Here is a 21,789-nt window from a genome sequence, read left to right as displayed (position 1 = left end):
CAGCGGCTCAGGCCAGCGTGATCGCGTACACCTCCACCCGCGGGTCGTCCGGCAGCGTCACGGAGTGCACGGCCTTGGCCGGGTCGAGCGCCAGGGACAGCCCGAACAGGCGCACCGGCGGGCCGTCCACGCCCTGCCCCGCCTTGATCCGGTGCGGCATCTCGACCAGCACCGTGCCGCCGGAACCCGCCCAGTCGCCGACCGTCATCGGCACCTCCGCGGTGCTGCCATCGGCGTACCGGACGGTCACGGCCCCGGTCACCGGGCCGTTGTGCGACGCCGCCACGAGCCGCAGCGAGCCGTACTCCCCGGCGGGCAGCAGCATCGCCTGACCCCGTGCCTCGACGAAGTTCGCCGCCGTCCCGGACGCGTCCGGCGCCTGGTAGGTCACGCCGCCCAGCACCACCGGGCCCGCGGCGGGCAGCAGCGCGGCGTCGTAGCTCCAGCCCGAGCCGTCGAAGTTGCCCTGGTCCGGCGCCGCGACCGTGGCCGTGCCGTCGTGGTTCAGCTCGCCGGTGAGGTCCACCGCGCACTGCTCGCCCGCCACCGCGCACGTCGCCGCCCGCCGGACCTCGACCACCGCCTCACGCACCACGGTGTTCGGCCCGGACACGGTCACCCGCACGGGGTAACGGCCGATCGGCGTGCCCGCGGGCACCGTCACCTCCACCGGCACCGTCCGCTGGGTCGGCACCCTCTCGGACTTGATCAGCAGCTGCGGCGTGGCGGTCACCGACCAGCCGTCCGGCCCGCTCGCTGTCACCCCGACCGGCACCGCGCCGGGTGCCTGGGCGAGCACGTCCAGCGTCAGCGACACGGTCTGCGGGGTGTCCGCCGTCGGCACCACCGCCGACGCCTGCCGCAACGACGCGTCGACGTGCCGCCGACCATCGGCCTGCGCCCGGTTGATCGACGGCGGCTCGGCGCCCGGGTCCGTGCCCCACGACGACGGCGTGGTCCCGAGCTGGTGCGCCAACGTGCCGCCACCCGCCACGGTGTCCCAGTCCAGCCATGTCTTGCGCACGTCCCGACCGTTGAACGACACCCGCTGCACGTACCGGTTGGCGTCACTGGCACCCGGCGCGGTGATGGTCAACGTCCGCTGTCCCGTTCGGACGGTCGCGCCCGGGAACTGGGGGCTGGACAACGCCAGGAAGTCGCCGCCGCTCATGGTCGGGTACAGGCCGAGCGACGAGAACACGTACCACGCCGACATCGTGCCCAGGTCGTCGTTGCCGGTCATGCCGTCCGGGCCGGTGGTGAACAACGTCATCGCCGCGCGCACCACGGTCGCCGTCTTCGCGGGCGTGCCGGTGGACAGGTAGAAGTACGGCGCGAGCAGGTCCGGTTCGTTGTTCGGGTTGTAGGTCGGCTTGCCGTAGTAGTCGTAGGGCTGGGTGATCCAGTCCTCGCGCACGGTTCCGGCCGGGTCGGCGAGCAGCTTGTCGTAGGCGAAGAACGCGTCGAGCCGCTGCTCGGTCGCCCGCCGGCCGCCCATGAGCCGCACCAGGCCGTTCGGGTCCTGCGGCACCAGCCACTGGTACTGGAACGCGCCGCCCTCGTGGAACTGGTGGCCCGCGTCGACCGGGTTGTACGGCGTCACCCACGTGCCCTCGGCCGTGCGGGGGCGGAAGTGGCCGGTCGAGGCGTCCCACAGGTTGCGGTACCACTGGCCGCGCTCGGCGAACACCCGGGCGTCCTCGTGCTTGCCCAGGCCGCGGGCCATGACCGCGAGCGACGCGTCGGCCGCCGCGTACTCCAGCGTCGCCGACGCGGGGTGCACGCAGTCGTTGTCACCGCCCTTGTGCGCGCAGTCCACGCCCAGCTCCAGACCGGACGGGATGTAGCCGCGGTCGCGGTAGTGCTCCACACCGGACCGCCCGTTGTACGGCGAGTCGGCCGGCGGCACGGTGGTGGCGTTGCGCTTGAGCAGCTCGTACGCCTCCTCCTCGTGCCCGGCCAGCAGGCCCTTCGACCACGCCTCGACCAGGAACGGCGTCACCGGGTCACCGGTCATGATGTTGGTCTCGCTGTTGGCCAGCGCCCAGCGCGGCAGCCAGCCGCCGTCCCGGCCGCTCGCGATCACCGACAGCGCAACGTCCCGCGCCACCCGCGGTTCCAGCAGCTCCAGCAGCTGGTTCTGCGGCCGGTAGGTGTCCCACAGCGACAGGTTCTGGTACGGCGTGAAGCCGTCCGCGACATGGGGCTTCCCGTCGAATCCCAGGTACCGGCCGTCCACGTCACCGGCCAGGTTCGGGTGCAGCAACGAGTGGTAGAGCGCGGTGTAGAACGCGGTCCGCCGCTCCGGCGTGCCGCCGTCGATCCGGATCGAGTCCAGCCTCTGCACCCACGCCTGGTGCGCCTGGGCCCGGGTCGCGTCGAAGTCGTAGGAGTCGCCGGTCTCGGCGGCGAGGTTCTTCCGCGCGCCCTCCAGGCCCGTGTACGACAGGCCGACCTTGAGCACCACGTCCCGGTCGGCGGTCGCGTCGAACGTCACCCACGCGCCGTTGCCGCCCTGGCCCGCCGCGTCCGGCACACCGGGCGACTTCGTCGTGCCGCGCCACGTGCCGAAGCTCGCGAACGGCCGGTCGAACGTGGCGGTGAAGTACACCGTGTGCTCGTCACGCCCGGCGCAGAACCGCCCGGCCTTGACCCGGCCCTCCACGGTCCGGTCACCGACGACGTGCACCTCCGAGTCCAGCACCTGCTGGTTCGCCTTGCCCGTGTTGAACAGGACGTTCGCCTGCGCACCCGCCGGGAACGTGTGCCGCTGCCAGCCGGTGCGCTGGGTGGCGGTCAGCTCGGCGTTCACCCCGTAGCGGGACAGCCCGACGCGGTAGTAGCCCGGCCGCGCCTCCTCGTCCGCGTGCGAGTACTTCGACCGGTACCCGGAGGTGTCAACGTTGTCCACCGGCCCGGTCGTCGGCATGACCGGCAGCTCACCCGCCACGCCGCAGCCCACGCCGGACAGGTGCGTCTGGCTGAAGCCGTGGATCTCCTGCTGCTGGTAGTCGTAACCGCCCTGGCCGCCGGTGTCCGGGCTGACCTGCACCATGCCGAACGGCAGGCTCACGCCGGGGAACGTGTTGCCGAAGTTCTGCGTGCCGACGAACGGGTTCACCAGCGTCGTCGGGTCCACGGCGGCGGATGCGGCGGGCGCGGCGACCACCGGTGTCCCCACCAGGACCAGTGCGGCGGCCAGCAGGAGCGTGTTGCCTCTTCGGAGCGGCATCGGCAGGGGAACCTCTCTGGGTGACAACGTTGTCAGGCGATCCGGGTGCCCGATCACCGCCTCGACTCTCGCGCACGACTCCCCCGCTCGTCCAGCCCTGGCGGGGTCCCTGACCGGACAGATCCCGCACCGGAAGGTCAGTGGTGGTCGCCCTGTCGACCGAGGGTGTCGACCGGGGTCGCGCCGGGACGGGTCCACTGCGGCACGGGACGGCTGGTCGGTCCCCAGGTCGCGGTGCCGTCCGCGGCCGAGCGCCACGACCAGCACGGGTCGCCGCCCTCCGGCCACCCCTCGGGCTTGTCCTCCCACGCCTCGCCGCGGCCGTGGGGCGTCAGGTCGAGCAGGCCGAGCGACCCGTTGGCCGGCTCGTTGCCGCGGCCCGTGGTGGAGTAGGTGAGGAACGTGCGGTCGCCGTCGCGCAGGAAGCAGGTCAGGTAGCCCATGCTGCCGCCGACCGGCTCGTCCAGCCCGCGCACCGAGTACCAGGGCTGGGTGTAGCCCATGAACTCCACGTAGGACGCCACCTCGTCCCAACGGCCCGTGGTCAGGACGGCGAACGACACACCGCGGGCGTTGAGGTAGACGGCGTCCTTGACGTGCCAGGCCGTGGTGGTGCAGCCCTCGCACTGCCCTTGGTGCGGCGCGCCGTCGTACCACATGTGCTTGTAGGCGACGAGCTCCTCACGCCCCTGGAACAGGTCCAGGAACGGGACGGGGCCGCCGGGTCCGACGATCTCGACCGTCCCGTCGAACTCCACCACGGGCAGCCGGCGACGGGCCGCGGCGATGGCGTCACCCTCGCGGGTGTGCGCCTTCTCGCGGACCAGCAGCTCATCCCGGGCGGCCTGCCAGGTGGCCAGGTCGACCACGGGCGGGCGGCCGGTGGGTTCGTCCGACATGGTGTCCTCCGCGGTGTCTTCGAGCAGCGTCACGACCCGGCCGAGCCTGCCCCCGACGCACCGGGCCGACAAGTCGACCGCACGTCGCCTTGACCCGCCCTCGTCGCGATCACTGATTTCGACACGTGCCTTTCGAACGGCGGCACCTCACCTGCGCGGTGCGCACGTGGACCGCGGAGTTCCTGGTGTCCCACCTGGCCAACACGCTCGTACCTGGCCGACATCCGGGCGTGGGCGGCCACGACCGTCCACAGTGGATGACCGGTGGGGCGCTCCGGCGCACGGTAGCGTGGCAGGCGGGGACAGGCCGGGCGGGAAGGGGTCGACGTGCCGGGACTTCGGCGGGCAGTGGTGGTCGGGGCGTTGTCGGCGGTGCTCGGAGCGTGCACCTCAACCCCCACCACGACTCCCCCGACGGAGTCGACCGGCACGCCGCCCGCCGACCGCGTGTACGTGTCGTTGGGCGACTCGTACGCCACCGGCTACCGGCCGTCCAACGCGCCCGCCGGCGGGCCCGGGTTCGCCTACCTCGTCGCCGAGCGCGCGGACCTCACGCTGGTCAACCTCGCGTGCAGCGGCGCCACGTCCGCCCAGCTGCGGGCCGAACCGGGCTGCGCGCCCGCCAACCGCGGCCCCGGCGCACCCGACCCCGCCGGCCGCACCCAGCTGGACGCGGCCGTGCAGGTCCTGCGCGAGCACCAGGGACGGATCGGCCTGGTCACCGTGGTGATCGGCGGCAACGACCTCGCGCCGTGCGCCCCGGCGCGCGACCCGTTGACGTGCGCGTCCCAGGCCGTGGCCGACGTCCGCGCCAACCTCGCCGCCACCCTGCCCGTCCTGCGCGAAGCCGCCGGCGACGCACCGATCGTCGGCCTGACGTACCCGGACGTGTTCCTCGGCGCGTGGGTCTCCCCCGCGTTCCCGAACGGCCAGGACCTCGCCCGCCTGTCGGTGTCGCTGTTCCGCGACTTCTTCAACGCCGCGCTCAAGTCCGAGTACGAGAAGGTCGGCGCGAAGTTCGTCGACGTCACCGCCGCGACCGGCGGCTACGGCCCGTTGACCGAGACGACCCAGGACCCCTCCTACGGCCCGATCCCGACCCCGGTGGCGAAGGTGTGCGCCCTCACGTACTTCTGCGCGCACACCGACGTCCACCCCACCCCCGCGGGCCACGAGACGATCGCCGACGCCGTCCTCACCGCCACCGGCCGCTAACCACGACGTCCACCGAACGCACCGCTCAGCCGCCGCCCGGCCGACCGCACCGGCTCGACCACCGACACCCGCGCCCACCGCGCCGGCAGCACCACGACGGCCCGCCACACCTGCCCGACCACCCGGCCGACCGGCACCACCACCACCCGCCAGACCCACCGGACCGGGACCACGACCAGCGTGCGGAGCACCCGCGCCACCAGGCTGAGGTCCGCGCGGAACTCGGGCTCGACCCCGTGCCCGTCGACGAGCTGCTCGTCCGGCTGCGCGCGAGCGTGACCGGGCTGTCGCCCGAGTACCGGCTGCTCACCGAAGAGGGCGACGAGTACGAGCCGCTCTGAACGCACGGAAAATCCGGCGACGCCACCGGTGATCCCCACCACAATGGCCGACGTGCCGGAGATCGAGATCGTCGTCGCCCACCGGGAACGCACGACCCTGCGCGTCGGCGACGTGTTCCTGAAGGTCGACTCCGATCAGGCGCGCCTCGACGTCGAGGTCGAGGCGATGGCCCTGGCGCCGCTCCCGACGCCGGAAGTCCTGTGGCGCGAGCCGCCCGCGCTCGCGCTCGCCGCCGTCCCGGGTACGGCACTCGGCCGCCTCGGCGAACCGTCGACCGCGTCGTCGGCGGCCTGGGCCGCGGCGGGTGCCGCCGTCCGCGTGCTGCACGACGCTCCACTGCCGCCCTGGCACGGTCCCGGCACCGACGAACTGGCGTCACGGCTCGACGTCGAGTGCGAGTGGCTCGTCACGAACGACGTCCTGCCCACCGACCTGGTCACCCGCAACCGCCGCATCGCCGAAACCGCGCTCCGGCCGTGGACACCGGTGTTCACGCACGGCGACCTGCAGGTCAGCCACGTGTTCGTCGACGGCGACGAGGTCACCGGCGTGATCGACTGGTCCGAGGCGGCCCGGGGCGACGCCCTGTTCGACCTCGCCATGCTGACGCTCGGCCACCAGGAGCACCTCGACGACGTCCTCGCCGGTTACGGCACCGACGTCGACCTCGACGTGATCCGCGGGTGGTGGTCGTTGCGCAGCCTGACGGCGGCCCGCTGGCTGGTCGAGCACGGCTTCGACCCGTCCTCCCCCGGCTGCGAGTTCGACGTGCTGCGAGCCGCGCGCTGAACTTCACGGTGTCAACCCGACCACCGGACCCGGCCGCCCGGACCGCTGATCACCAGCCGCCGCACGCGACCTGCCCGACGTCCCGGACGACAACCACCGCGACCACGCGCCCGGCCGCGGGACCCGAACGGCGCCGGTCCCGCCGACCGAGCACCTCGTCGACGGCACGCGACCGCCGTTCAGCCCCAGGCGCCCGCCACCTGCTTCGTGGCCGAGTTGAGGCGGTTCCACACGTTCACCGTGGCGATGGCGACCAGCAGGGCCGAGAGCTGCCGCTCGTCGTAGTGCCGCGCGGCCTCCCGCCACACCTCGTCCGACACCGGGTCGGGCCGGTCGGACAGCCGGGTCACGGCCTCGGCCAGCGCGAACGCCGCGCGCTCCGCCTCCGTGTAGTACGGCGCGTCCCGCCACGCGCCGACCGAGAAGATCCGCTCGTCGGTCTCACCGCTCTTGCGCAGCGCCTTCCAGTGCAGGTCGACGCACACGCTGCACCCGTTGATCTGCGAGGCCCGCAGGTTGACCAGCTCCATCAGCGATTCCGGCAGCCCGGCCTGCTTGGCGGTCTCACCCAGCGCGACCAGCGCCTTCATCGTGCCGGGTAGGACCGCGACCGGGTGGTTCATCCGTGCTTGCATGCTGTCCGGTTCTCCTGTCACATCGTGCTCGTTCGATCCGTCACCCCGCTGACGGATCGAGCACGGAGGATGTGACAGTGATCGACAACGACTTTCTCGCGACCCGCTTCGAAGCCGACCGGGGCCACCTCAAGGCGGTCGCGTACCGGGTGCTCGGCTCGATGGGCGAGGCCGAGGACGCGGTGCAGGAGACGTGGGTGCGGCTCCAGCGCTCGGACACCGGGGACGTCGCCAACCTCACCGGCTGGCTGACCACCGTCGTCGGCCGGGTGTGCCTGGACATGCTGCGCTCCCGCGCGTCCCGGCGCGAGGACCCGCTGGACGTGCGCCTGCCCGACCCGGTCGTGGGCCCGGCGGACGGCGGCGACCCCGAGCACGAGGCGGTGCTGGCCGACTCGGTCGGGTCGGCCCTGCTCGTGGTGCTGGAGACGCTCACGCCGGCGGAGCGGCTGGCGTTCGTGCTGCACGACCTGTTCGCCGTGCCGTTCGACGACATCGCCCCGATCGTCGGCCGCACCCCCGCCGCCGCGCGCCAGCTGGCCAGCCGGGCCCGTCGTCGCGTGCGGGGCGGCGCGCCGGTGCCCGACGACCTGCCCCGCCAGCGCCGGGTGGTCGACGCGTTCACCGCCGCCGCCCGGGGTGGCGACTTCGCGGCGCTGCTCGAGGTCCTCGACCCGGACGTGGTGCTGCGGGTCGACTTCGGTGCCCTCAAGCCGGACCTGACGGCGGTGGTGCGCGGTGCCGAGGAGGTCGCGCGGCGGGCGCTGATGTTCCGGCAGCCGGCGGGCGTCAGCCGGCTGGTCCTGGTCAACGGCGGGATGGGCGTCCTCACCGCGCCCGGCGGCACGCCGGCGTCGGTCATGGGCTTCACGGTCAGCGGCGGCCGGATCGTGGCGATCGACGTGCTGGCCGACCCGGAGCGGCTGGCCGGGCTGGACCTGTCGGCGCTCGGCCTCCCGGGAGGCCGCTGACGCCCCCGTGCCGATCTTCGAATCCGGCGATCGGACCCGGCGAGCCGGAACGACTAGGGTGGGTGGCCGGACCAGCGACGAGGATCTGCACAGCCATGGCGCACTCACCCCACCCGTCCAGGCCGGTCCGCGTAGTCCTGGTGGAGGACCACCACATGGTGGCCGAGGCGATCCGGCTGGCGTGGGCGGGCTCGGCCGACGTCGAGGTCGTGGCCACGGTCGGCTCGGTGGCCGACGCGCTGGCCGAGACCCGGCGGCACCGCCCCGACGTGGTGCTGCTGGACCGCCGGTTGCCCGACGGCGACGGTCTGGACGCGATCGCGGGCTTCGCGGAGTGGGACGCGCGGGTGCTGGTGCTGACGGGCGAGGCCACCGTGTCCGTCGCCGCGCGGGCCGCCCAGTCCGGTGCGGCGGGGCTGGTGCTCAAGTCGGCGCGGCTGGAGGAGCTGACCGACGCCGTGCTGCGGGTGGCGGCCGGTGAGGTCGTGTTCGACGGCGGCCTGCTCGGTGGGGTGCTGGACAAGCTCACCGGGCGCGGCGACGCGGGCCGGGTGGCCCTCACGGGCCGCGAGCGCGAGACGTTGCTGCTCATGGCCGAGGGCGCGAGCACGGAGGAGATCGGCGAGCGCATGGGCGTGGCCCGCAACACCGTGCGCAACCACGTGCAGCGCGTGCTGGAGAAGCTGGGCGCGCGGTCGAAGCTGGAAGCGGTGGCCATCGCCCGCCGCGATGGCCTGCTCGACTGACCCCGACCAGCCCTCGCTGGTGCAGACGCACTAGTCCTGACGGTGTCGGTGCGTCTGGTCACCGACCGCCCGATGCCGCACAGTGCGACCGTGGACCTCTCGGTGTCTGGCTCGGTGGCGCGGTTCAGCGCGCCGGTCGACCGGGGCGCGGCGGGACTGGCCCGCGACTTCGTCCGCAGAACCCTCGGCGACCTGCGGTACCTCGGCGACCACAGCGACGTCGTGCTCGTCGTCTCGGAACTGGTGTCCAACGCCCTGCGGCACACCGCCACCGCCCCGTTGATCCGGCTGTCGGGTGACGCGCGCCGACTCCGGATCGAGGTCGTCGACGGCAGCCCGGTGCCGCCGCGCCTGCGGTTGTCGGCCTCCGTCGGCGGGTGGGGCCTGCAGCTCGTCCAGCAGCTGGCCACGGACTGGGGTGCGCACCCCGAGCCCGGCGGCAAGGTCGTCTGGTGCGAGATGGCCGCCGAAACCGGCACGCCCTGACGGCGCGGCGCAGGTGCGTGGCACCCCGGCAGACCATGGTGCACAGTGGCGCCATGCCCGCTGATCACCCCGCCGAGCCCGACTTCGAACGACCGGCCCCGGACGCGTACCGCCTGATCGTGGACAGCGTGGTGGACTACGCGATCTTCATGCTGGACCCCACCGGACGGATCGTGACCTGGAACGCGGGCGCGGAGCGGATCAAGGGCTACTCGCCCGACGACATCCTCGGCAAGCACTTCTCGGTCTTCTACCCGCCCGACGACCTCGAAGCGCGCAAGCCCTGGTACGAGCTGGAGGTCGCCGCCGAGGTCGGCCGGTTCGAGGACGAGGGCTGGCGGCTGCGCAAGGACGGCACCCGGTTCTGGGCCAACGTCATCATCACCGCCCTGTTCGACGAGTCCGGGCAGCTGCGCGGGTTCGCCAAGGTCACCCGCGACATGACCGAGCGGATGCGCGCCGAGGAGGCGCTGCGGTCAAGCGAGGAGCGGTTCCGGCTGCTCGTGCACGGCGTGCTGGACTACGCCATCTTCATGCTGGACCCGGCGGGCCGGGTGATCAGCTGGAACGCGGGCGCCGAGCGGATCAAGGGCTACTCGGCCGACGACATCGTGGGCGAGCACTTCTCGGTGTTCTACCCGCCCGAGGACCTGGTGACGCGCAAGCCGTGGCGCGAGCTGCGAGTGGCCGTGGACGCGGGCCGGTTCGAGGACGAGGGCTGGCGGCTGCGCAAGGACGGCACCCGGTTCTGGGCCAACGTGGTCATCACCGCCCTGTTCGACGAGTCGGGGCAGCTGCGCGGGTTCGCCAAGGTCACCCGCGACATGACCGAACGACGGCGGGTCGAGCAGACGTTGACCGAGCAGCGCAGGCTGGTCGGCCACCTGGTGGAGGCGCAGGAGCTGGAACGCCGGCGCATCGCCTGGGACGTGCACGACGACTCGATCCAGTCCATGGTCGCCGTGGGCATGCGGCTGCAACTGCTGGCCAACCGGCTGCCCGAGCAGGAGGCCGCGGTCGTGCGGCAGCTGGACGAGGCGGTGCGGGCGTCCCTCGGCAGGCTGCGCAACCTGGTGTTCCGGCTGCGCCCGCCGGAACTCGACCGGCACAGCCTGGCCGAGGCCCTGGACCGCTACTTCACCGACGTCGCCGGCTCGTGGGGCATGACCTACCGGCTGCGGCACGAGCTGGACCACGAGCCGCCCGCCGAGTCCGCGATCACGATCTTCCGCATCTGCCAGGAGGCGCTGACCAACATCCGCAAGCACGCCCGCGCGTCGGAGGTCGACGTGTCGTTGACCTCGACGGACGGCGGCACGCTGGTGGAGATCGCCGACGACGGTGTCGGTGTGGGCGACGACGTCGAGCCGCCGTCCGAGGACCCGGTGTCCGACCACTTCGGCATGATCGAGATGCGGGAGCGCGCGGAGACCGCGGGCGGCTGGTGGTCGGTGGGCCGGAGCCCGCGCGGTGGCGCGGTGGTGCGGTTCTGGATCCCGACCGCACCGGGGGTGAGCCGTGACTGACCCGAAGCTCAGCGTGGTGATCTCGGACGACGACCCGATGATCCGCGAGGCGCTGCGCGAGGTGCTCGACGCCGAGCCGGACTTCGAGGTCGTCGCGGTGGCGCGGGACGCGGACGAGGCGATCGCGCTGGTCGAGCGCCACGCGCCCGCCGTCGTCGTGCTCGACCTGCGCATGCCCGGCGGTGGCGGTGGCCGTGCCGCGCGGGAGATCAGGCTCCGGTCGCCGAACACCGGGATCCTCGCGCTGTCGGCCTTCGCCGACCACGACGCGGTCCACGAGATCCAGTCGGCCGGTGTCGGCGAACACCTCGTCAAAGGGGTGTCGAACCACGACATCGTCGCGGCCGTCCGCCGGTTGGGACGACCGGAGCGCCGGTGAACGCCGGGGGCGCGGCGGCGAGTCGACCTGGTACAACTGAGGATCGACAAGTCAGCGCACCGGGGAGTCGTCGTGGCCGAGCCGATGGGACAGCCCTCACCGATCCTCGACGTCAACGTCACCCGCTCAGGTGACGTGCTCGTCGTCGGTGTGACGGGCGAACTGGACATCGACACCGTGCCCGAGGTCCGCGCCGCGATCTCGTCCGGCCTGTCCGAACCCGCGTCCGCCCTGGTCCTCGACCTGTCCGAGATCGGCTTCTTCAGCTCCGCCGGCTTGTCGCTGCTGCTGGAGTCACGCCGCCGCGTCGACACCCTGGCCGTCGTGGCGACCCGGCGTTCCGTGCTGAGGCCGATCCAGCTGACCGCCGTCGCGCCGCTGTTGAACGTGTTCGGATCGGTCGACGAGGCGTTGGCGTCGATCTCCTCCGCGCAAGGCGCCGGCCAGCCGAAGTAGTCCTTCCACCGAAGGTCGGCAGGGCCGGAAGGGCGGCCCGGACTGCTCTGGAGGACGCCGTCACGTTGGCATGAACGGGCCAACCTCGGCCGAACCCGGCCGGCTGCGCCTGCCCTGACGGTTTCCTGGAGCTTCCGGATCCACCCGGAAGCCAGGGGGAAACACATGACGACACGTTCACTCGGCGTGCTGGCGGCGGGGGCCGCCGTCGTGCTGCTGCTGGGCGGCCAGCCCGCCGCCGCGGCCGAACCGCGGGCCGTCCCGCTGATCCAACCCGACCCGCTGCTGGTGTTCCCGGCGAACCCGGCCAGGACCGACTGGGCCGCCGTCGACCGCAACCGCAAGGCGAAAGCGCAGGCACGGCAGCAGCGCACGACCACACGGACCGCCCTGCCGTACCAGGAGAAGGAACCGGCCGGCACGCGAGGCGTCAACGACAGCCCGACGACCGCCGAGCACATCGCGGGCTTCGGCACCCGCGCCAACCCGAAGGTCGCGCTGACGGGTGACATCAGGCCGGACGACACGGTCCCGACCCTGCCACCCGCCGCCGAGACCAACGACGCGATCGGCCTCGCCGCCGACACCGGCATCCCGGGCACCAACCGCGCGGTCCGCACCAGCGGCACCATCGGCGACGGCCCGCACGGCAGTGCCGGCGACGGCACCGGCGACTTCGACTTCTACCGGCTCGACGGCGGCGCCGGCGGCCTGACGTTCACCGCGCGCACGTCCACGCCGACCGGCGGCCTCGACACGCTGCTCGGGCTGTGGGACGGCGACGGCGTGCTGTGGGCCCTCAACGGCGACACCGGCGGCTCGACCGACTCGGCCATCACGATGGCCATCCCACCGAACCGGACCTTGTACCTCATGGTCGGCTCCGACCCGGCCCTGCTCCCGCGCGACCCCAACACACCGGGCACCGGCGGCGGCGTGTTCACCGAAGGCCCGTACGACCTGCTGATCACCAGCGGCAAGAGCGGCGGCGACCTCGACTACTACTCGTTCGACCTGCGTGCGGGCGACGTGCTGGGCGCGTCCGTCGCGGGCGGCGGCACCCGGCTCGCCGTCCACGACCCCGCCGGTCGCGAGGTGTTCGGCTCCTCGCAGGACCTCACCAACTACTTCGCCGTCGACTCGCCCATGCCCGGCGGCGGCAACGCCGTGGTGGACTTCGTCGTCCCGGCGGACGGCCGCTACCGGCTCGGGGTCGAAGCGGGAGAAGGACCGTACGACGTCAAGCTCGAAGCGTTCCGGCCCGGCACGGAGACCGCGCCGCGCGGCTCGGTGCACACGATCTTCCTGGACTTCGACGGCGCCAGGGTGAACACGTCGATCTTCGGCCTGGGCGGCGGGTTGCGCGACCTCTCCCCCTTGTCGAGCTTCCTGCCGAGGTGGGGCCTCAGCGCGGCCGACGAACGGGCGTTGATCACCGCGATCACCGCGACCGTGCGGGAGAACCTGGAACGGGACATGATCGCCAAGGGGGTCAACCCGCGGTTCGCGCTGCGCGTGCTCAACAGCCGCGACCACGCCGACCCGTGGGGCCGGCCGAACGTCAGCCGGGTCGTGGTCGGCGGCACCATCGCCGAGTCGGGCATCCCGACCGTGGGCATCGCGCAGTCCATCGACGCGGGCAACTTCGGCCGCGAGGAGACCGCGCTGGTGCTGCTCGACGAGATCAGCGCACCGGCCGGACCGGCGGTGTCGTTGAACACCTACGTCGGCCCGAACAGCGACAAGGTCGCGTTCATCGGCCGCGCGGTCGGCAACATCACCAGCCACGAGGCCGGGCACATGTCCGGCAGTTGGCACACCAGCGGGCTCAACGACATCCACGGCGTCATGGATCCCGGCGGCAACCCGGCCATCATGTTCGCGGTGGGACCGGACGGCGTCGGCGGCACGGCCGACGACCCGGACCTCGACTTCCACGAGGACCAGCTGAGCCCGGCCGAGGGCTTCACCGGCGTCGAGGACACCGTCACCCGCACCGCCTGGGCGTTCGTCCGGGGCACCGGCTGACCCGGTCGGTGGGCGCGGTCCTCGTCGGCCGCGCCCACCGTCGTCCCGTGACCCGAACGCACCCAGGCGCGGTTCGACAGGTTTCCGAAACTTTTCACCCACACCCTCGGCGGCAGCGCGCCGGACAATGCCGACACCAGCGCCGACACATTTGAGACGCACCCGGAGCCGGCGAATTTTCGCAATATTACGAGAACGTTTTCGCAACCTTACGAGAATTATTGACAACGCGGCGGAGTCGGCCGAACACTGTCGGCATCGACAGACCCTGAACCGATGTCGATCGGGTCACCCACCGCGGCCCCGGACCGTGAAGAACGATCGCGGTCGAGCACCACGCCGCAGTGTACGACACCCGCAGTGCCGTGGCCGCCCTTTCCGGCCTCCCTCCGGCCTGCCGGTTTCCGCACGTCGGGTGGCCCCTCGCTGACCTCAACGAGGAGGAAGCACACCAATGGACGACAACGCCCCTGCGCACCCGATCAGCCGCAGGATGTTCATCGGCGGCGCCGGAGCCTTGGCGCTCTCGTCCGGGCTGATCCTGCCCGGCACCGCCCACGCCCAGACCGTCACCACGAACCAGACGGGTAACCACAACGGTTACTACTACTCGTTCTGGACCGACGCCCAGAACACCGTCTCCATGACGATGGGGTCGGGCGGCCAGTACAGCACCTCTTGGCGCAACACCGGCAACTTCGTGTGCGGCAAGGGCTGGAGCACCGGGTCCCGCCGGACCGTGCGCTACTCGGGCAGCTTCAACCCCTCCGGCAACGGCTACCTGTGCCTCTACGGCTGGACGTCCGGCCCGCTCGTCGAGTACTACATCGTGGACAGCTGGGGCAACTACCGGCCCACGGGCACGCACCGGGGCACGGTCACCAGCGACGGTGGCACGTACGACATCTACCACACGATGCGCTACAACGCCCCGTCCGTGGAAGGCACCAAGACGTTCGCCCAGTTCTGGAGCGTCCGCCAGCAGAGGAGGGTCGGCGGCACCATCACCACCGGCAACCACTTCGACGCGTGGAGCCGGGCCGGCATGCAGCTGGGCAGCTTCCGCTACTACATGATCATGGCGACCGAGGGCTACCAGAGCAGCGGCAACTCCAACATCACGGTGAGCTAGCAACCCGGCGGACGGTGGCGCGGCGGCAGCGGAGCCGCCGCGCCACTTTCCCGTTTTCCCCCACCGTTTCCGGCCCGCCGGCGGCGGTCGGTCGGTATCGTCTTCGCCATGACCGTGCCCGGTGACTTGGTAGGCGGCGACCCGGCCGAGGTCGAGCGGGGGCTGGACCAGTGGGTCGCCGGGTTCGAGCGCCGGGCCGAGTCCTACCAGCGGCTGCAGCAGCGGGTCGAGGGTGTGCGGATCAGCGCGACCAGCCCGAACGGCGTCGTCACGGTCACCGTGGACGCCGAGGGGTCGCTGGTCGACGCGAAGTTCACCGACCAGCTCGTCCGCACCACGCCCGACGAGCTGAGCCGCCAACTGCTGCTCGCCGTCAACCAGGCGAAGGCGCAGATCACCCCGCGGGTCCGGGAGATCGCCGGCGACACCCTCGGCGAGCACGGCGCCGAGCGGATCGCCGGCTACTACGCGCAGAAGTTCGCCGCGACCACCGAACCGCAACCACGCCCGAACAGGCCACCCGACGACGACTCCGTCGAAGACTCGGTCTTCGACGACTGACGGGAGGGATCATGGCCGGCTTCGAGGTGACGAGCCGCGACCTGAGCGCCCACGCGGGCAAGGTCGACGCGCACGCGGAGAGCCTGGGCACCGCCGTGGACGCGGCGAACCAGGTGATGCCGGACGGCGCCTACGGCGTCATCTGCCAGTTCCTGCCACCGCTGTTCAACGACGTGGAAGCCGCCGCGCACGAAGCGCTCACGGCCGCCCGCGACGGCTTGCGGACCGTGGCCGACAACCTGCGCGACACCGCGGACGACTACGACTCCGAGGACCTCAACGCCATGCGGAGCTTCACCGGCATCGAAGGCGGCCTGCGGTGACCGGCAACCCGTTGGTCGCGCCGGAGCAGGACTCCACCAAGTCCTACACGGGCATCGGCATCGCCGAGTCGGTCAGCGACCTGGTGCAGGGCATCGAGAGCGGCAACTGGGTCGACATCGGGCTGGGCGCGGCGGGCACCGGCCTGGAAGCGCTCAGCATCGTCATGGACCCGTTCGGCTCGATCGCCTCCAACCTCGTGTCGTTCATCATCGAGCACGTCGGCCCGCTGCGCGAAGCGCTGGACAAGCTGGCCGGCAACGCCGACGCCGTGGCCGCGCACGCCCGGACGTGGAAGAACATCGCGACCGCGGTCGGCGAGGTGCACTCCGCGTACGGCGCGGAGCACACCGCCGACACCGCGAGCTGGTCCGGCAAGGCCGCCGACGCCTACCGCGCCCGTGCCGCGGACATCGTCGCGGTGATCGGCGCGGCGGCCCAGGCCGCCTCCGGCCTGGGCAGCGCGGTGGAGATGGCCGGCGTGGTCGTCGGCGTGGTCCGCGAGACCGTGCGCGACCTGATCGCCGACCTGGTGGGACGCCTCGCGGTGTGGGCGGCGGAAGCGTTGACGATCATCGGCCTGCCCGCCGCCGCGGTCCAGGCCTCGGCCGCCGCGGCCAAGTGGGCGGCGCGGATCGCGCAGCTCGTCAAGCAGCTCGTGCGCACCATGCAGAAGCTCATGCCGCTGCTGCGCCGCCTCGGCGACCTGTTCAAGCAGATCCGCAAGAAGATGGACGACCTGCGGCGCGGCCGCAACGGCAACAAGCCGCCGGACGAGCCCGGCAAGAAGCCGACACCGAGCGGCGACGGACCCACCGGCCCCTCCCGCACACCCGACCCCGACGCCGAACCGGGCGGCACGCGCACCGAGATCGACCCGAAGCACGACGCGGACACCAAGCGGTCGCTGCAACGGGAGAACGAGTCCGCGACCACCCTCGCCCGCGCCGGCTACGACGTCGAGCAGAACCCGAACGTCCCCGGCCCGAAGAACCCGGACTACCGGATCGAAGGCCGGATCTTCGACAACATCGCGCCGGTCACGGGCAGCCCCCGCAACATCCACAGCCGGATCGCGGAGAAGGTCGCCGACGGCCAGACCGACCGGGTCGTGCTCAACCTCGCCGACAGCCCGGTCGACGTCGAGCGGCTGCGCGGCCAGATGCGCGACTGGCCGATCGAGGGCCTCAAGGAAGTCATCGTCATCGACCGCACCGGCGCCGTGCTTCACTTGTACCCCTAGGATTGCCCAGTGTCCATTTCGTACAGTCTCGCGCTCGTCACACCGCACCCGGCGGCGCACGTCGCCGACGCGCTGCGCGAGGTCGGTGTCTCCGCCGGGCTCCTCGACCCGTCGACCACCGGCGAGCGCCTGCTCGGCGAGGACGCGGTGACGACCGGCGGCACGTGGCTGCGCGTCGTGCCGGACAAGCCCCAGCCGTGGAACCCGGTGCTGGACGTCCTCGGCGCCCCGCCGACCGTCCGCGTCGCCTACCGCCTGGCCAAGACCGACATCGGCACCCAGCAGGACGACGTCGTCCGCCTGGTGCTCGGGCTGCTGGCGAAGATCCCGGGTGACGCCGTGCTGCACCACGACTTCGAGACCATCTGGCTGGTGCGGCGCGGCGGCGAGCTGGTGCTCAACGAACGGGACGACCTCTGGCCGCCCCACCGCCGCGGCCTGCTGACCCAGCCCTACCGGCGTGAGACCACCGTGTTCCCGGAGGACTGAAACAGCCCGTCGAGCACTTCCGCGAACGCACGGGGCCGCACCAGCGGTCCCAGGTGGTCCAGGCCCGGAACTTCCCGAAGCCGTCCCGACGGCAGTTCGGCGCACGCCGCCGCGAGCGACTCCCCCGTCACCACGACCGACTCCGCGCCGCGCAGGAGCACCGTGGGACATCGCACCAGCGGCAACGCCTCCCGCCACGGGCACGCGATCGCGGTCCGGAACAGGTGCGCCTCCACCTCCGGCGCACACCGCAGCCGCACCCGGCCGTCCGGTTCGTCGACCAGGCCCGACTCGACGTAGTCGGCCAGCACCTCGGGCGCGAGCAGGGACAGCGGCGGCCGGGCCGACCACCGGGCCAGCGCGTCGGCGCGGGACGGGAACACCGCGCGCCGCCGTGCCGCCGCTTCGGCGAACGCCGGGTCGTGGTGGGTCGCGAGGATCGGTTCGAAGCAGACCAGCAGGTCGAACGTGCCCGGCGCCCGTGCCTCGGCCAGCAGCAGCGACGTCGCGCCCAGCGAGTGGCCCACGCCGATCAACGGCCCGGTGCCCACCGCGCGGGCCGCGTCGAGGACGTCGTCGGCGAACACGCCCCAGTCCGCGTCGTCGGCCAGCGGCGGCGCGCCACCGTGGCCGCGCAGGTCGACCGCCACCGGGCGCAACGGTGTCCGCAGGTTTTTCACACACGACCGCCAGACCAGCCCGGTAAAACCCGCCGCATGGCAGAACAATGCCGTCCGAACGGACTCGTCCGTTTGTTCGCGATCATCGAGCGGGTACGGCTTGTACCGGGAAAAAGCGAGGTCCGCGACGCCGTCCACGTTTTCCCTTCGGTAGTCCGATTCATGGGCTGGTGCACCCGCCGGACAGCATCTACGATCAGCGCCGGTAACGATCCAGTCGCCGCGAGGCGGGTTGTCGTCACCAGTTCTCCGCACGGCAACCACTGATTCACCGCGGTCGATCCCCACCATAGTGGAATGGACGGCCGAAGAGGCGGTCGGCGCGACGCCACCGCTGCGCGCGGGCACCACCCCACCCCTGTCGTGCTCGACCGGCGCACCGACGTGCCGCGTCGGGACGATTCCCATTCGGTGAAGGGCGCAGTTGTGAACCCGACCCCGGTACCGGGCCTGGTCTCGGTCGTCATGTTGGTCCGCAACCGCCTGGAGTACACGCGTCGGGCGTTGGCGTCCCTCGCCCGCGCGTCCGGCGACTTCGAGATCGTCGTGGTGGACAACGGGTCCGACGACGGCACCGCCGAGTACCTGGCCGCGCTGGACCACCCCCGCCCGCTGACCGTCCTGCGCCACGAGGACGACCGCGGCGGCAGCGAACGGCGCAACGTCGGCGCGGCGGTGGCCCGCGGCGAGTTCCTGTTCTTCCTCGACAACGACGTGCTGGTCGACGACACCGACGTCGTCGAGGTGCTCGCCGCCGAGCTCGCCGCCGACCGCGGGCTGGGCGCCGTGTCGCCGTTGCTGCTCTACCCCGGCGACGGCGCGCTGGTGCAGTGCGCGGGCGGCGCGTCCACCGCAGACGGACGCATCGGGCCGGTCGGGCGCGGCCGGCAGCTCGGCCCGCGGCACCGCGAGCACCGCGAGCAGTCGTGGGCGCCCACCGCCGCGCTGATGGTGCGGCACGACTCGTTCCGCCGGGTCGGCGGGTTCGACGAGTCGTTCGACCCGGTCTCGCTGTGCGAGGACGTCGACCTGTGCTGCCGGCTGCGTGCCGACGGCGAACGGCTGCGCTACGTCGGGTCGGTGGCGATGCGGCACTTCGAGGGCACCACGTTCAACCACGTCGGCCACGACAAGCTGCCCATCTGGAAGCGCCACATGCGCGTGATCCGCAGCCGTTGGGCCGAGCTCTTCGCCGCCGGACCCGCCCACACCGCCGCCGACCTGGAGTGGGTGCCGGTCGAGAAGGACTACGCCGACCTGGACCGGCCGCGGGTGTCGGTGCTCGCCGACCCGGACTCCGCCTCGGCGGACCTGAGCTTCTTCGCCAGCGACCGCGTGCTGGCCACCGCCGAACCGGCCGACGTCCGGGTCGTGCTCGTCGGCGCGGACCCGGTGCCCGCCGTGCGCGGTGTGCGGGTGGTCGGCGTGGCCGATCCCGACGTGCGGGTGCTGCTGTCCGCCGCACGCACCCACAGTGCGCCCTGGGCACTGCGAGACGGCACCCGGCTGGTGGAGACGGTGCCCGCCGAGGGGGTCGTGGTGCGTGCGCCGGACACCGCGGCGGCGCTGACGGCGTTGCGCCGGGGACTGCACGTGCTGCTGGGCAAGTACGCCGTGGACGACCTGGCCCGCCTGGTCGACGCCGCGCGGCAGGCACCCGGCCGGTGCTCGGTCGACCTGCCGTGGGCGCACCACCCGCAGCTGGTCGAAGTGGGCAAGGCCGTCGCCGAAGGCCGCGCCGAGGGCTTCACCGTGCGGCTGGAACAGCCCGAGGGCCGTGACGTCGTCACCGAACTCGGCCCCGACGCGCTGGACGCCGTCGAACGGGTGCTCGGCGTGCCCGTGACCGACCTGAAGACCGTCACCGCGACCCGCTCCCGGGTTCGCGCCGCGGCGGTGGCCGGCAACCTGAGCGGGACGATCGACCTCGGCTGGGGCGAACCCCGGTTCCACCTCTCGGTCACCGGCATCGCGGCGACCGCGGACCTCGTCGCGCCACCGGTGAGTGGCGCGTACGCGGACTTCGTCGGCGCGCTGCGGGGCGGACCGACGCCGTTGACGGACCTCGACGCCGTCGCCGGCCTGTTCGACGTGGTGCTGGAGTGGCGTGCGGAAGTGGCCGCGCTCCTCGGTATGTGACCTTCCCCCGCCCCGGCGGGCCCGAGCAGGGAGAACCCTGGGATGAACCTGGTCGACGTGCTGCGTGCCGGAGCCGACGCCGGAGGGTGGCTGGACCGCCCGGCCTACGAGATCGACGGCGCCATGCTGACGCACGCCGACGTGTACGACGGTGCGGGCCGCGTCGCCGGTGGCCTGGTCGGCGCGGGCGTGCGGCCCGGTGACCGGGTCGCGCTCGTGCTGGACGACGGTCCGGACTTCGTCCTGAGCTTCCTGGGCGCCGCGCACGCAGGCGCGGTGGCCGTCCCGGTCAACCCCCGGCTGCACGCCGACGAACTGCACCAGGTGCTGCGTTCCGCCGCACCGGCGCTGGTCGTGGGCCGTCCAGGCTTCGCGGCCGAGGGGTTCCGGGTGACCACCTTCGCCGAACTCGACGGCACGCGGCCCGTCCCCGTCACGCCGCGCGCCGCGGACGACCAGGTGTATGCCACGTTCACCTCGGGCACCACCGGCGTGCCCCGGCTGGTGCCGCAGCTGCACGGCGACCCGATCATCCACCACCGGTCGTTCGCCGTGCCCGCGCTGGAACTCGGACCGGACGACGTCGTGCACTCGGTGTCCAAGATGTACTTCGCCTACGGCCTGAGCAACTCCCTGTTCTTCCCGCTGCTCAGCGGCAGCCGCGTGGTGCTGAACCCACAGGCGCCCCTGGTGGACGACGTGCTGGCGATCGTGGACAAGTACAACGTCACCGCGCTGTTCGCCGTGCCGACGTTCTACAGCAGGCTCATCGCCCACCCCGGCAGCGACCGGCTGGTCAACCTCCGCATCGCCGCCACCGGGGGCGAAGTCCTGTCCCCCGCACTGGAAGCGCGCCTGGTGGAAGTTCTCGGCGACCGCCTGCTCAACGGCATCGGCACCACCGAGGTCGGCCAGGCGTTCACCCACAACACACGCTCCGCACGCCGTTCCGGCACCGCCGGCCGTCCGCTGCCGCCGTACGAAGTGCGCATCGTGGACGACCACGGCGACCCCGTCGAACCGGACGTCATCGGCCGCCTGCAGGTCCGCGGCCCCACGATCACCCTCGGCGTCGACGAGGACGGCAAGGCCCGGCGCACCACCGACTGGTATGCCACCGGCGACCTCGCCTCGGTCGACGTCGACGGTTACGTCCGCGTCACCGGGCGGCTGGACGACATCGAGAACGTCGGCGGCATCAAGGTCCACCCGCTGGAGGTCGAGCACCTCCTGGCGAGCCACGCCCTGGTGCGCGAGGCGGCGGTCTGCGCGGTCGCCAACCACGACGACTCGGTCCAGCTGCGGGCGTACGTGGTGCGCGCCGACGGCCCGCTCGAGGACGACGGCCTGGCCGAAGAGCTCATCACGCTGGCCCGCCGGCACCTGACGGCGTACAAGGTGCCGCGCAAGGTCGTGTTCGTGCCGTCGCTGCCGCGCACCGGATCGGGCAAGCTGCGCCGCCACGTCGTGCGGACCTGGAAGCCCTGACCCGAAGCCGTCCACAACCTCTGAATACCCAC

At 72.4% G+C, this 21,789-nt stretch carries 21 protein-coding genes; 16 read left to right on the top strand and 5 right to left on the bottom strand.

Translation table 11 applies throughout. The annotated features are described in order from the left end of the window. Positions 1–7 precede the first annotated feature (7 nt). Both B0I31_RS05095 and B0I31_RS05090 read right to left on the bottom strand, forming a co-directional pair. Positions 8–3,232 carry a GH92 family glycosyl hydrolase gene (locus B0I31_RS05095; protein ID WP_106614151.1) on the bottom strand — a complete coding sequence of 1,075 codons (3,225 nt, stop codon included), beginning with the start codon at positions 3,230–3,232 and terminating at the stop codon, positions 8–10. 137 nt (positions 3,233–3,369) lie between these two features. Next, on the bottom strand, positions 3,370–4,131 hold the full coding sequence (locus B0I31_RS05090) for a DUF899 family protein (RefSeq protein ID WP_106614674.1): 762 nt from the start codon (positions 4,129–4,131) through the stop codon (positions 3,370–3,372). A gap of 327 nt (positions 4,132–4,458) precedes the next feature. On the opposite strand from B0I31_RS05090, the gene B0I31_RS05085 reads away from it, so the two are divergent. Then, positions 4,459–5,346 carry a GDSL-type esterase/lipase family protein gene (locus B0I31_RS05085; protein ID WP_106614150.1) on the top strand — a complete coding sequence of 296 codons (888 nt, stop codon included), beginning with the start codon at positions 4,459–4,461 and terminating at the stop codon, positions 5,344–5,346. Here the strand turns inward: B0I31_RS05085 and B0I31_RS05080 are convergent. Then, positions 5,343–5,537 carry a hypothetical protein gene (locus B0I31_RS05080; protein ID WP_146173741.1) on the bottom strand — a complete coding sequence of 65 codons (195 nt, stop codon included), beginning with the start codon at positions 5,535–5,537 and terminating at the stop codon, positions 5,343–5,345. The genes B0I31_RS05085 and B0I31_RS05080 overlap by 4 nt on opposite strands. Positions 5,538–5,739: 202 nt before the next feature. Between B0I31_RS05080 and B0I31_RS05075 the strand changes: the two genes are divergently transcribed. Next, positions 5,740–6,477, top strand: a complete 738-nt coding sequence (locus B0I31_RS05075) for a phosphotransferase family protein (RefSeq protein WP_106614673.1) — start codon at positions 5,740–5,742, stop codon at positions 6,475–6,477. A gap of 179 nt (positions 6,478–6,656) precedes the next feature. On the opposite strand, the gene B0I31_RS05070 is transcribed toward B0I31_RS05075, so the two are convergent. Next, positions 6,657–7,112, bottom strand: a complete 456-nt coding sequence (locus tag B0I31_RS05070) for a carboxymuconolactone decarboxylase family protein (RefSeq protein WP_106614148.1) — start codon at positions 7,110–7,112, stop codon at positions 6,657–6,659. A 77-nt stretch (positions 7,113–7,189) separates the two neighbouring features. Here B0I31_RS05070 and B0I31_RS05065 point away from each other — a divergent pair, with 77 nt between their 5' ends. The 12 genes from B0I31_RS05065 to B0I31_RS05010 all read left to right on the top strand — a co-directional run bounded on the left by B0I31_RS05065 (position 7,190) and on the right by B0I31_RS05010 (position 17,450). Continuing rightward, positions 7,190–8,083, top strand: coding sequence for a sigma-70 family RNA polymerase sigma factor (locus B0I31_RS05065; protein WP_106614147.1), 894 nt, complete (start codon positions 7,190–7,192; stop codon positions 8,081–8,083). 95 nt (positions 8,084–8,178) lie between these two features. Next, positions 8,179–8,829 carry a response regulator transcription factor gene (locus tag B0I31_RS05060; protein ID WP_106614146.1) on the top strand — a complete coding sequence of 217 codons (651 nt, stop codon included), beginning with the start codon at positions 8,179–8,181 and terminating at the stop codon, positions 8,827–8,829. Positions 8,830–8,919: 90 nt separating this feature from the next. Continuing rightward, on the top strand, positions 8,920–9,315 hold the full coding sequence (locus tag B0I31_RS05055; RefSeq protein ID WP_146173740.1) for an ATP-binding protein: 396 nt from the start codon (positions 8,920–8,922) through the stop codon (positions 9,313–9,315). A 53-nt stretch (positions 9,316–9,368) separates the two neighbouring features. Beyond that, positions 9,369–10,841: a PAS domain-containing sensor histidine kinase gene (locus B0I31_RS05050; RefSeq protein WP_181319998.1), complete on the top strand. Its 1,473-nt coding sequence runs from the start codon at positions 9,369–9,371 to the stop codon at positions 10,839–10,841. Then, positions 10,834–11,220, top strand: a complete 387-nt coding sequence (locus tag B0I31_RS05045; protein ID WP_245949702.1) for a response regulator — start codon at positions 10,834–10,836, stop codon at positions 11,218–11,220. The genes B0I31_RS05050 and B0I31_RS05045 overlap by 8 nt, the downstream gene beginning before the upstream one ends. Before the next feature lie 72 nt (positions 11,221–11,292). Beyond that, entirely contained in the window at positions 11,293–11,676 is a 384-nt protein-coding gene (locus B0I31_RS05040; RefSeq protein WP_106614143.1) for an STAS domain-containing protein, read from the top strand. A gap of 165 nt (positions 11,677–11,841) precedes the next feature. After that, positions 11,842–13,704 (top strand): PPC domain-containing protein, encoded by a 1,863-nt coding sequence (locus B0I31_RS05035; RefSeq protein WP_146173739.1) that lies wholly within the window; start codon positions 11,842–11,844, stop codon positions 13,702–13,704. Between the two features lie 454 nt (positions 13,705–14,158). Continuing rightward, entirely contained in the window at positions 14,159–14,836 is a 678-nt protein-coding gene (locus tag B0I31_RS05030) for a glycoside hydrolase family 11 protein (protein WP_106614141.1), read from the top strand. Between the two features lie 108 nt (positions 14,837–14,944). Beyond that, complete coding sequence (locus B0I31_RS05025; protein WP_106614140.1) at positions 14,945–15,397, top strand: YbaB/EbfC family nucleoid-associated protein; 453 nt, start codon at positions 14,945–14,947, stop codon at positions 15,395–15,397. Positions 15,398–15,408: 11 nt separating this feature from the next. After that, a complete protein-coding gene (locus B0I31_RS05020) occupies positions 15,409–15,720 on the top strand; it encodes a type VII secretion target (protein ID WP_106614139.1) in 312 nt (103 codons plus the stop codon). Continuing rightward, complete coding sequence (locus B0I31_RS05015; RefSeq protein WP_106614138.1) at positions 15,717–16,961, top strand: CdiA C-terminal domain-containing protein; 1,245 nt, start codon at positions 15,717–15,719, stop codon at positions 16,959–16,961. Before B0I31_RS05020 ends, B0I31_RS05015 begins: the two co-directional genes overlap by 4 nt. A 9-nt stretch (positions 16,962–16,970) precedes the next feature. After that, positions 16,971–17,450 carry a SitI3 family protein gene (locus B0I31_RS05010; protein ID WP_106614137.1) on the top strand — a complete coding sequence of 160 codons (480 nt, stop codon included), beginning with the start codon at positions 16,971–16,973 and terminating at the stop codon, positions 17,448–17,450. On the opposite strand, the gene B0I31_RS05005 is transcribed toward B0I31_RS05010, so the two are convergent. Further along, entirely contained in the window at positions 17,414–18,421 is a 1,008-nt protein-coding gene (locus B0I31_RS05005; RefSeq protein ID WP_106614671.1) for an alpha/beta fold hydrolase, read from the bottom strand. The genes B0I31_RS05010 and B0I31_RS05005 overlap by 37 nt on opposite strands. Positions 18,422–18,427: 6 nt before the next feature. On the opposite strand from B0I31_RS05005, the gene B0I31_RS05000 reads away from it, so the two are divergent. Together B0I31_RS05000 and B0I31_RS04995 are read left to right on the top strand one after the other, a co-directional pair. After that, positions 18,428–20,269 carry a glycosyltransferase gene (locus tag B0I31_RS05000; protein WP_106614136.1) on the top strand — a complete coding sequence of 614 codons (1,842 nt, stop codon included), beginning with the start codon at positions 18,428–18,430 and terminating at the stop codon, positions 20,267–20,269. A 42-nt stretch (positions 20,270–20,311) separates the two neighbouring features. Beyond that, positions 20,312–21,757: a class I adenylate-forming enzyme family protein gene (locus tag B0I31_RS04995; RefSeq protein WP_106614135.1), complete on the top strand. Its 1,446-nt coding sequence runs from the start codon at positions 20,312–20,314 to the stop codon at positions 21,755–21,757. The last annotated feature ends 32 nt before the right edge of the window (positions 21,758–21,789 follow it).

It is taken from the genome of Saccharothrix carnea (genome assembly GCF_003014735.1).
GTDB lineage: Bacteria > Actinomycetota > Actinomycetes > Mycobacteriales > Pseudonocardiaceae > Actinosynnema > Actinosynnema carneum.
The sequence above is the reverse complement of the archived record's forward strand: the minus strand, read 5'-3'. Positions and strand labels throughout refer to the sequence as shown.

Excerpts from the sequence above, each read along its gene's own strand:
- B0I31_RS05095 (WP_106614151.1), bottom strand. The coding sequence starts at position 3,232 with ATGCCGCTCCGAAGAGGCAACACGCTCCTGCTGGCCGCCGCACTGGTC.
- B0I31_RS05090 (WP_106614674.1), bottom strand. The coding sequence starts at position 4,131 with ATGTCGGACGAACCCACCGGCCGCCCGCCCGTGGTCGACCTGGCCACC.
- B0I31_RS05070 (WP_106614148.1), bottom strand. The coding sequence starts at position 7,112 with ATGCAAGCACGGATGAACCACCCGGTCGCGGTCCTACCCGGCACGATG.
- B0I31_RS05060 (WP_106614146.1), top strand. The coding sequence starts at position 8,179 with ATGGCGCACTCACCCCACCCGTCCAGGCCGGTCCGCGTAGTCCTGGTG.
- B0I31_RS05050 (WP_181319998.1), top strand. The coding sequence starts at position 9,369 with ATGCCCGCTGATCACCCCGCCGAGCCCGACTTCGAACGACCGGCCCCG.
- B0I31_RS05035 (WP_146173739.1), top strand. The coding sequence starts at position 11,842 with ATGACGACACGTTCACTCGGCGTGCTGGCGGCGGGGGCCGCCGTCGTG.
- B0I31_RS05030 (WP_106614141.1), top strand. The coding sequence starts at position 14,159 with ATGGACGACAACGCCCCTGCGCACCCGATCAGCCGCAGGATGTTCATC.
- B0I31_RS05025 (WP_106614140.1), top strand. The coding sequence starts at position 14,945 with ATGACCGTGCCCGGTGACTTGGTAGGCGGCGACCCGGCCGAGGTCGAG.
- B0I31_RS05020 (WP_106614139.1), top strand. The coding sequence starts at position 15,409 with ATGGCCGGCTTCGAGGTGACGAGCCGCGACCTGAGCGCCCACGCGGGC.
- B0I31_RS05005 (WP_106614671.1), bottom strand. The coding sequence starts at position 18,421 with ATGGTGGGGATCGACCGCGGTGAATCAGTGGTTGCCGTGCGGAGAACT.
- B0I31_RS05000 (WP_106614136.1), top strand. The coding sequence starts at position 18,428 with ATGGACGGCCGAAGAGGCGGTCGGCGCGACGCCACCGCTGCGCGCGGG.
- B0I31_RS04995 (WP_106614135.1), top strand. The coding sequence starts at position 20,312 with ATGAACCTGGTCGACGTGCTGCGTGCCGGAGCCGACGCCGGAGGGTGG.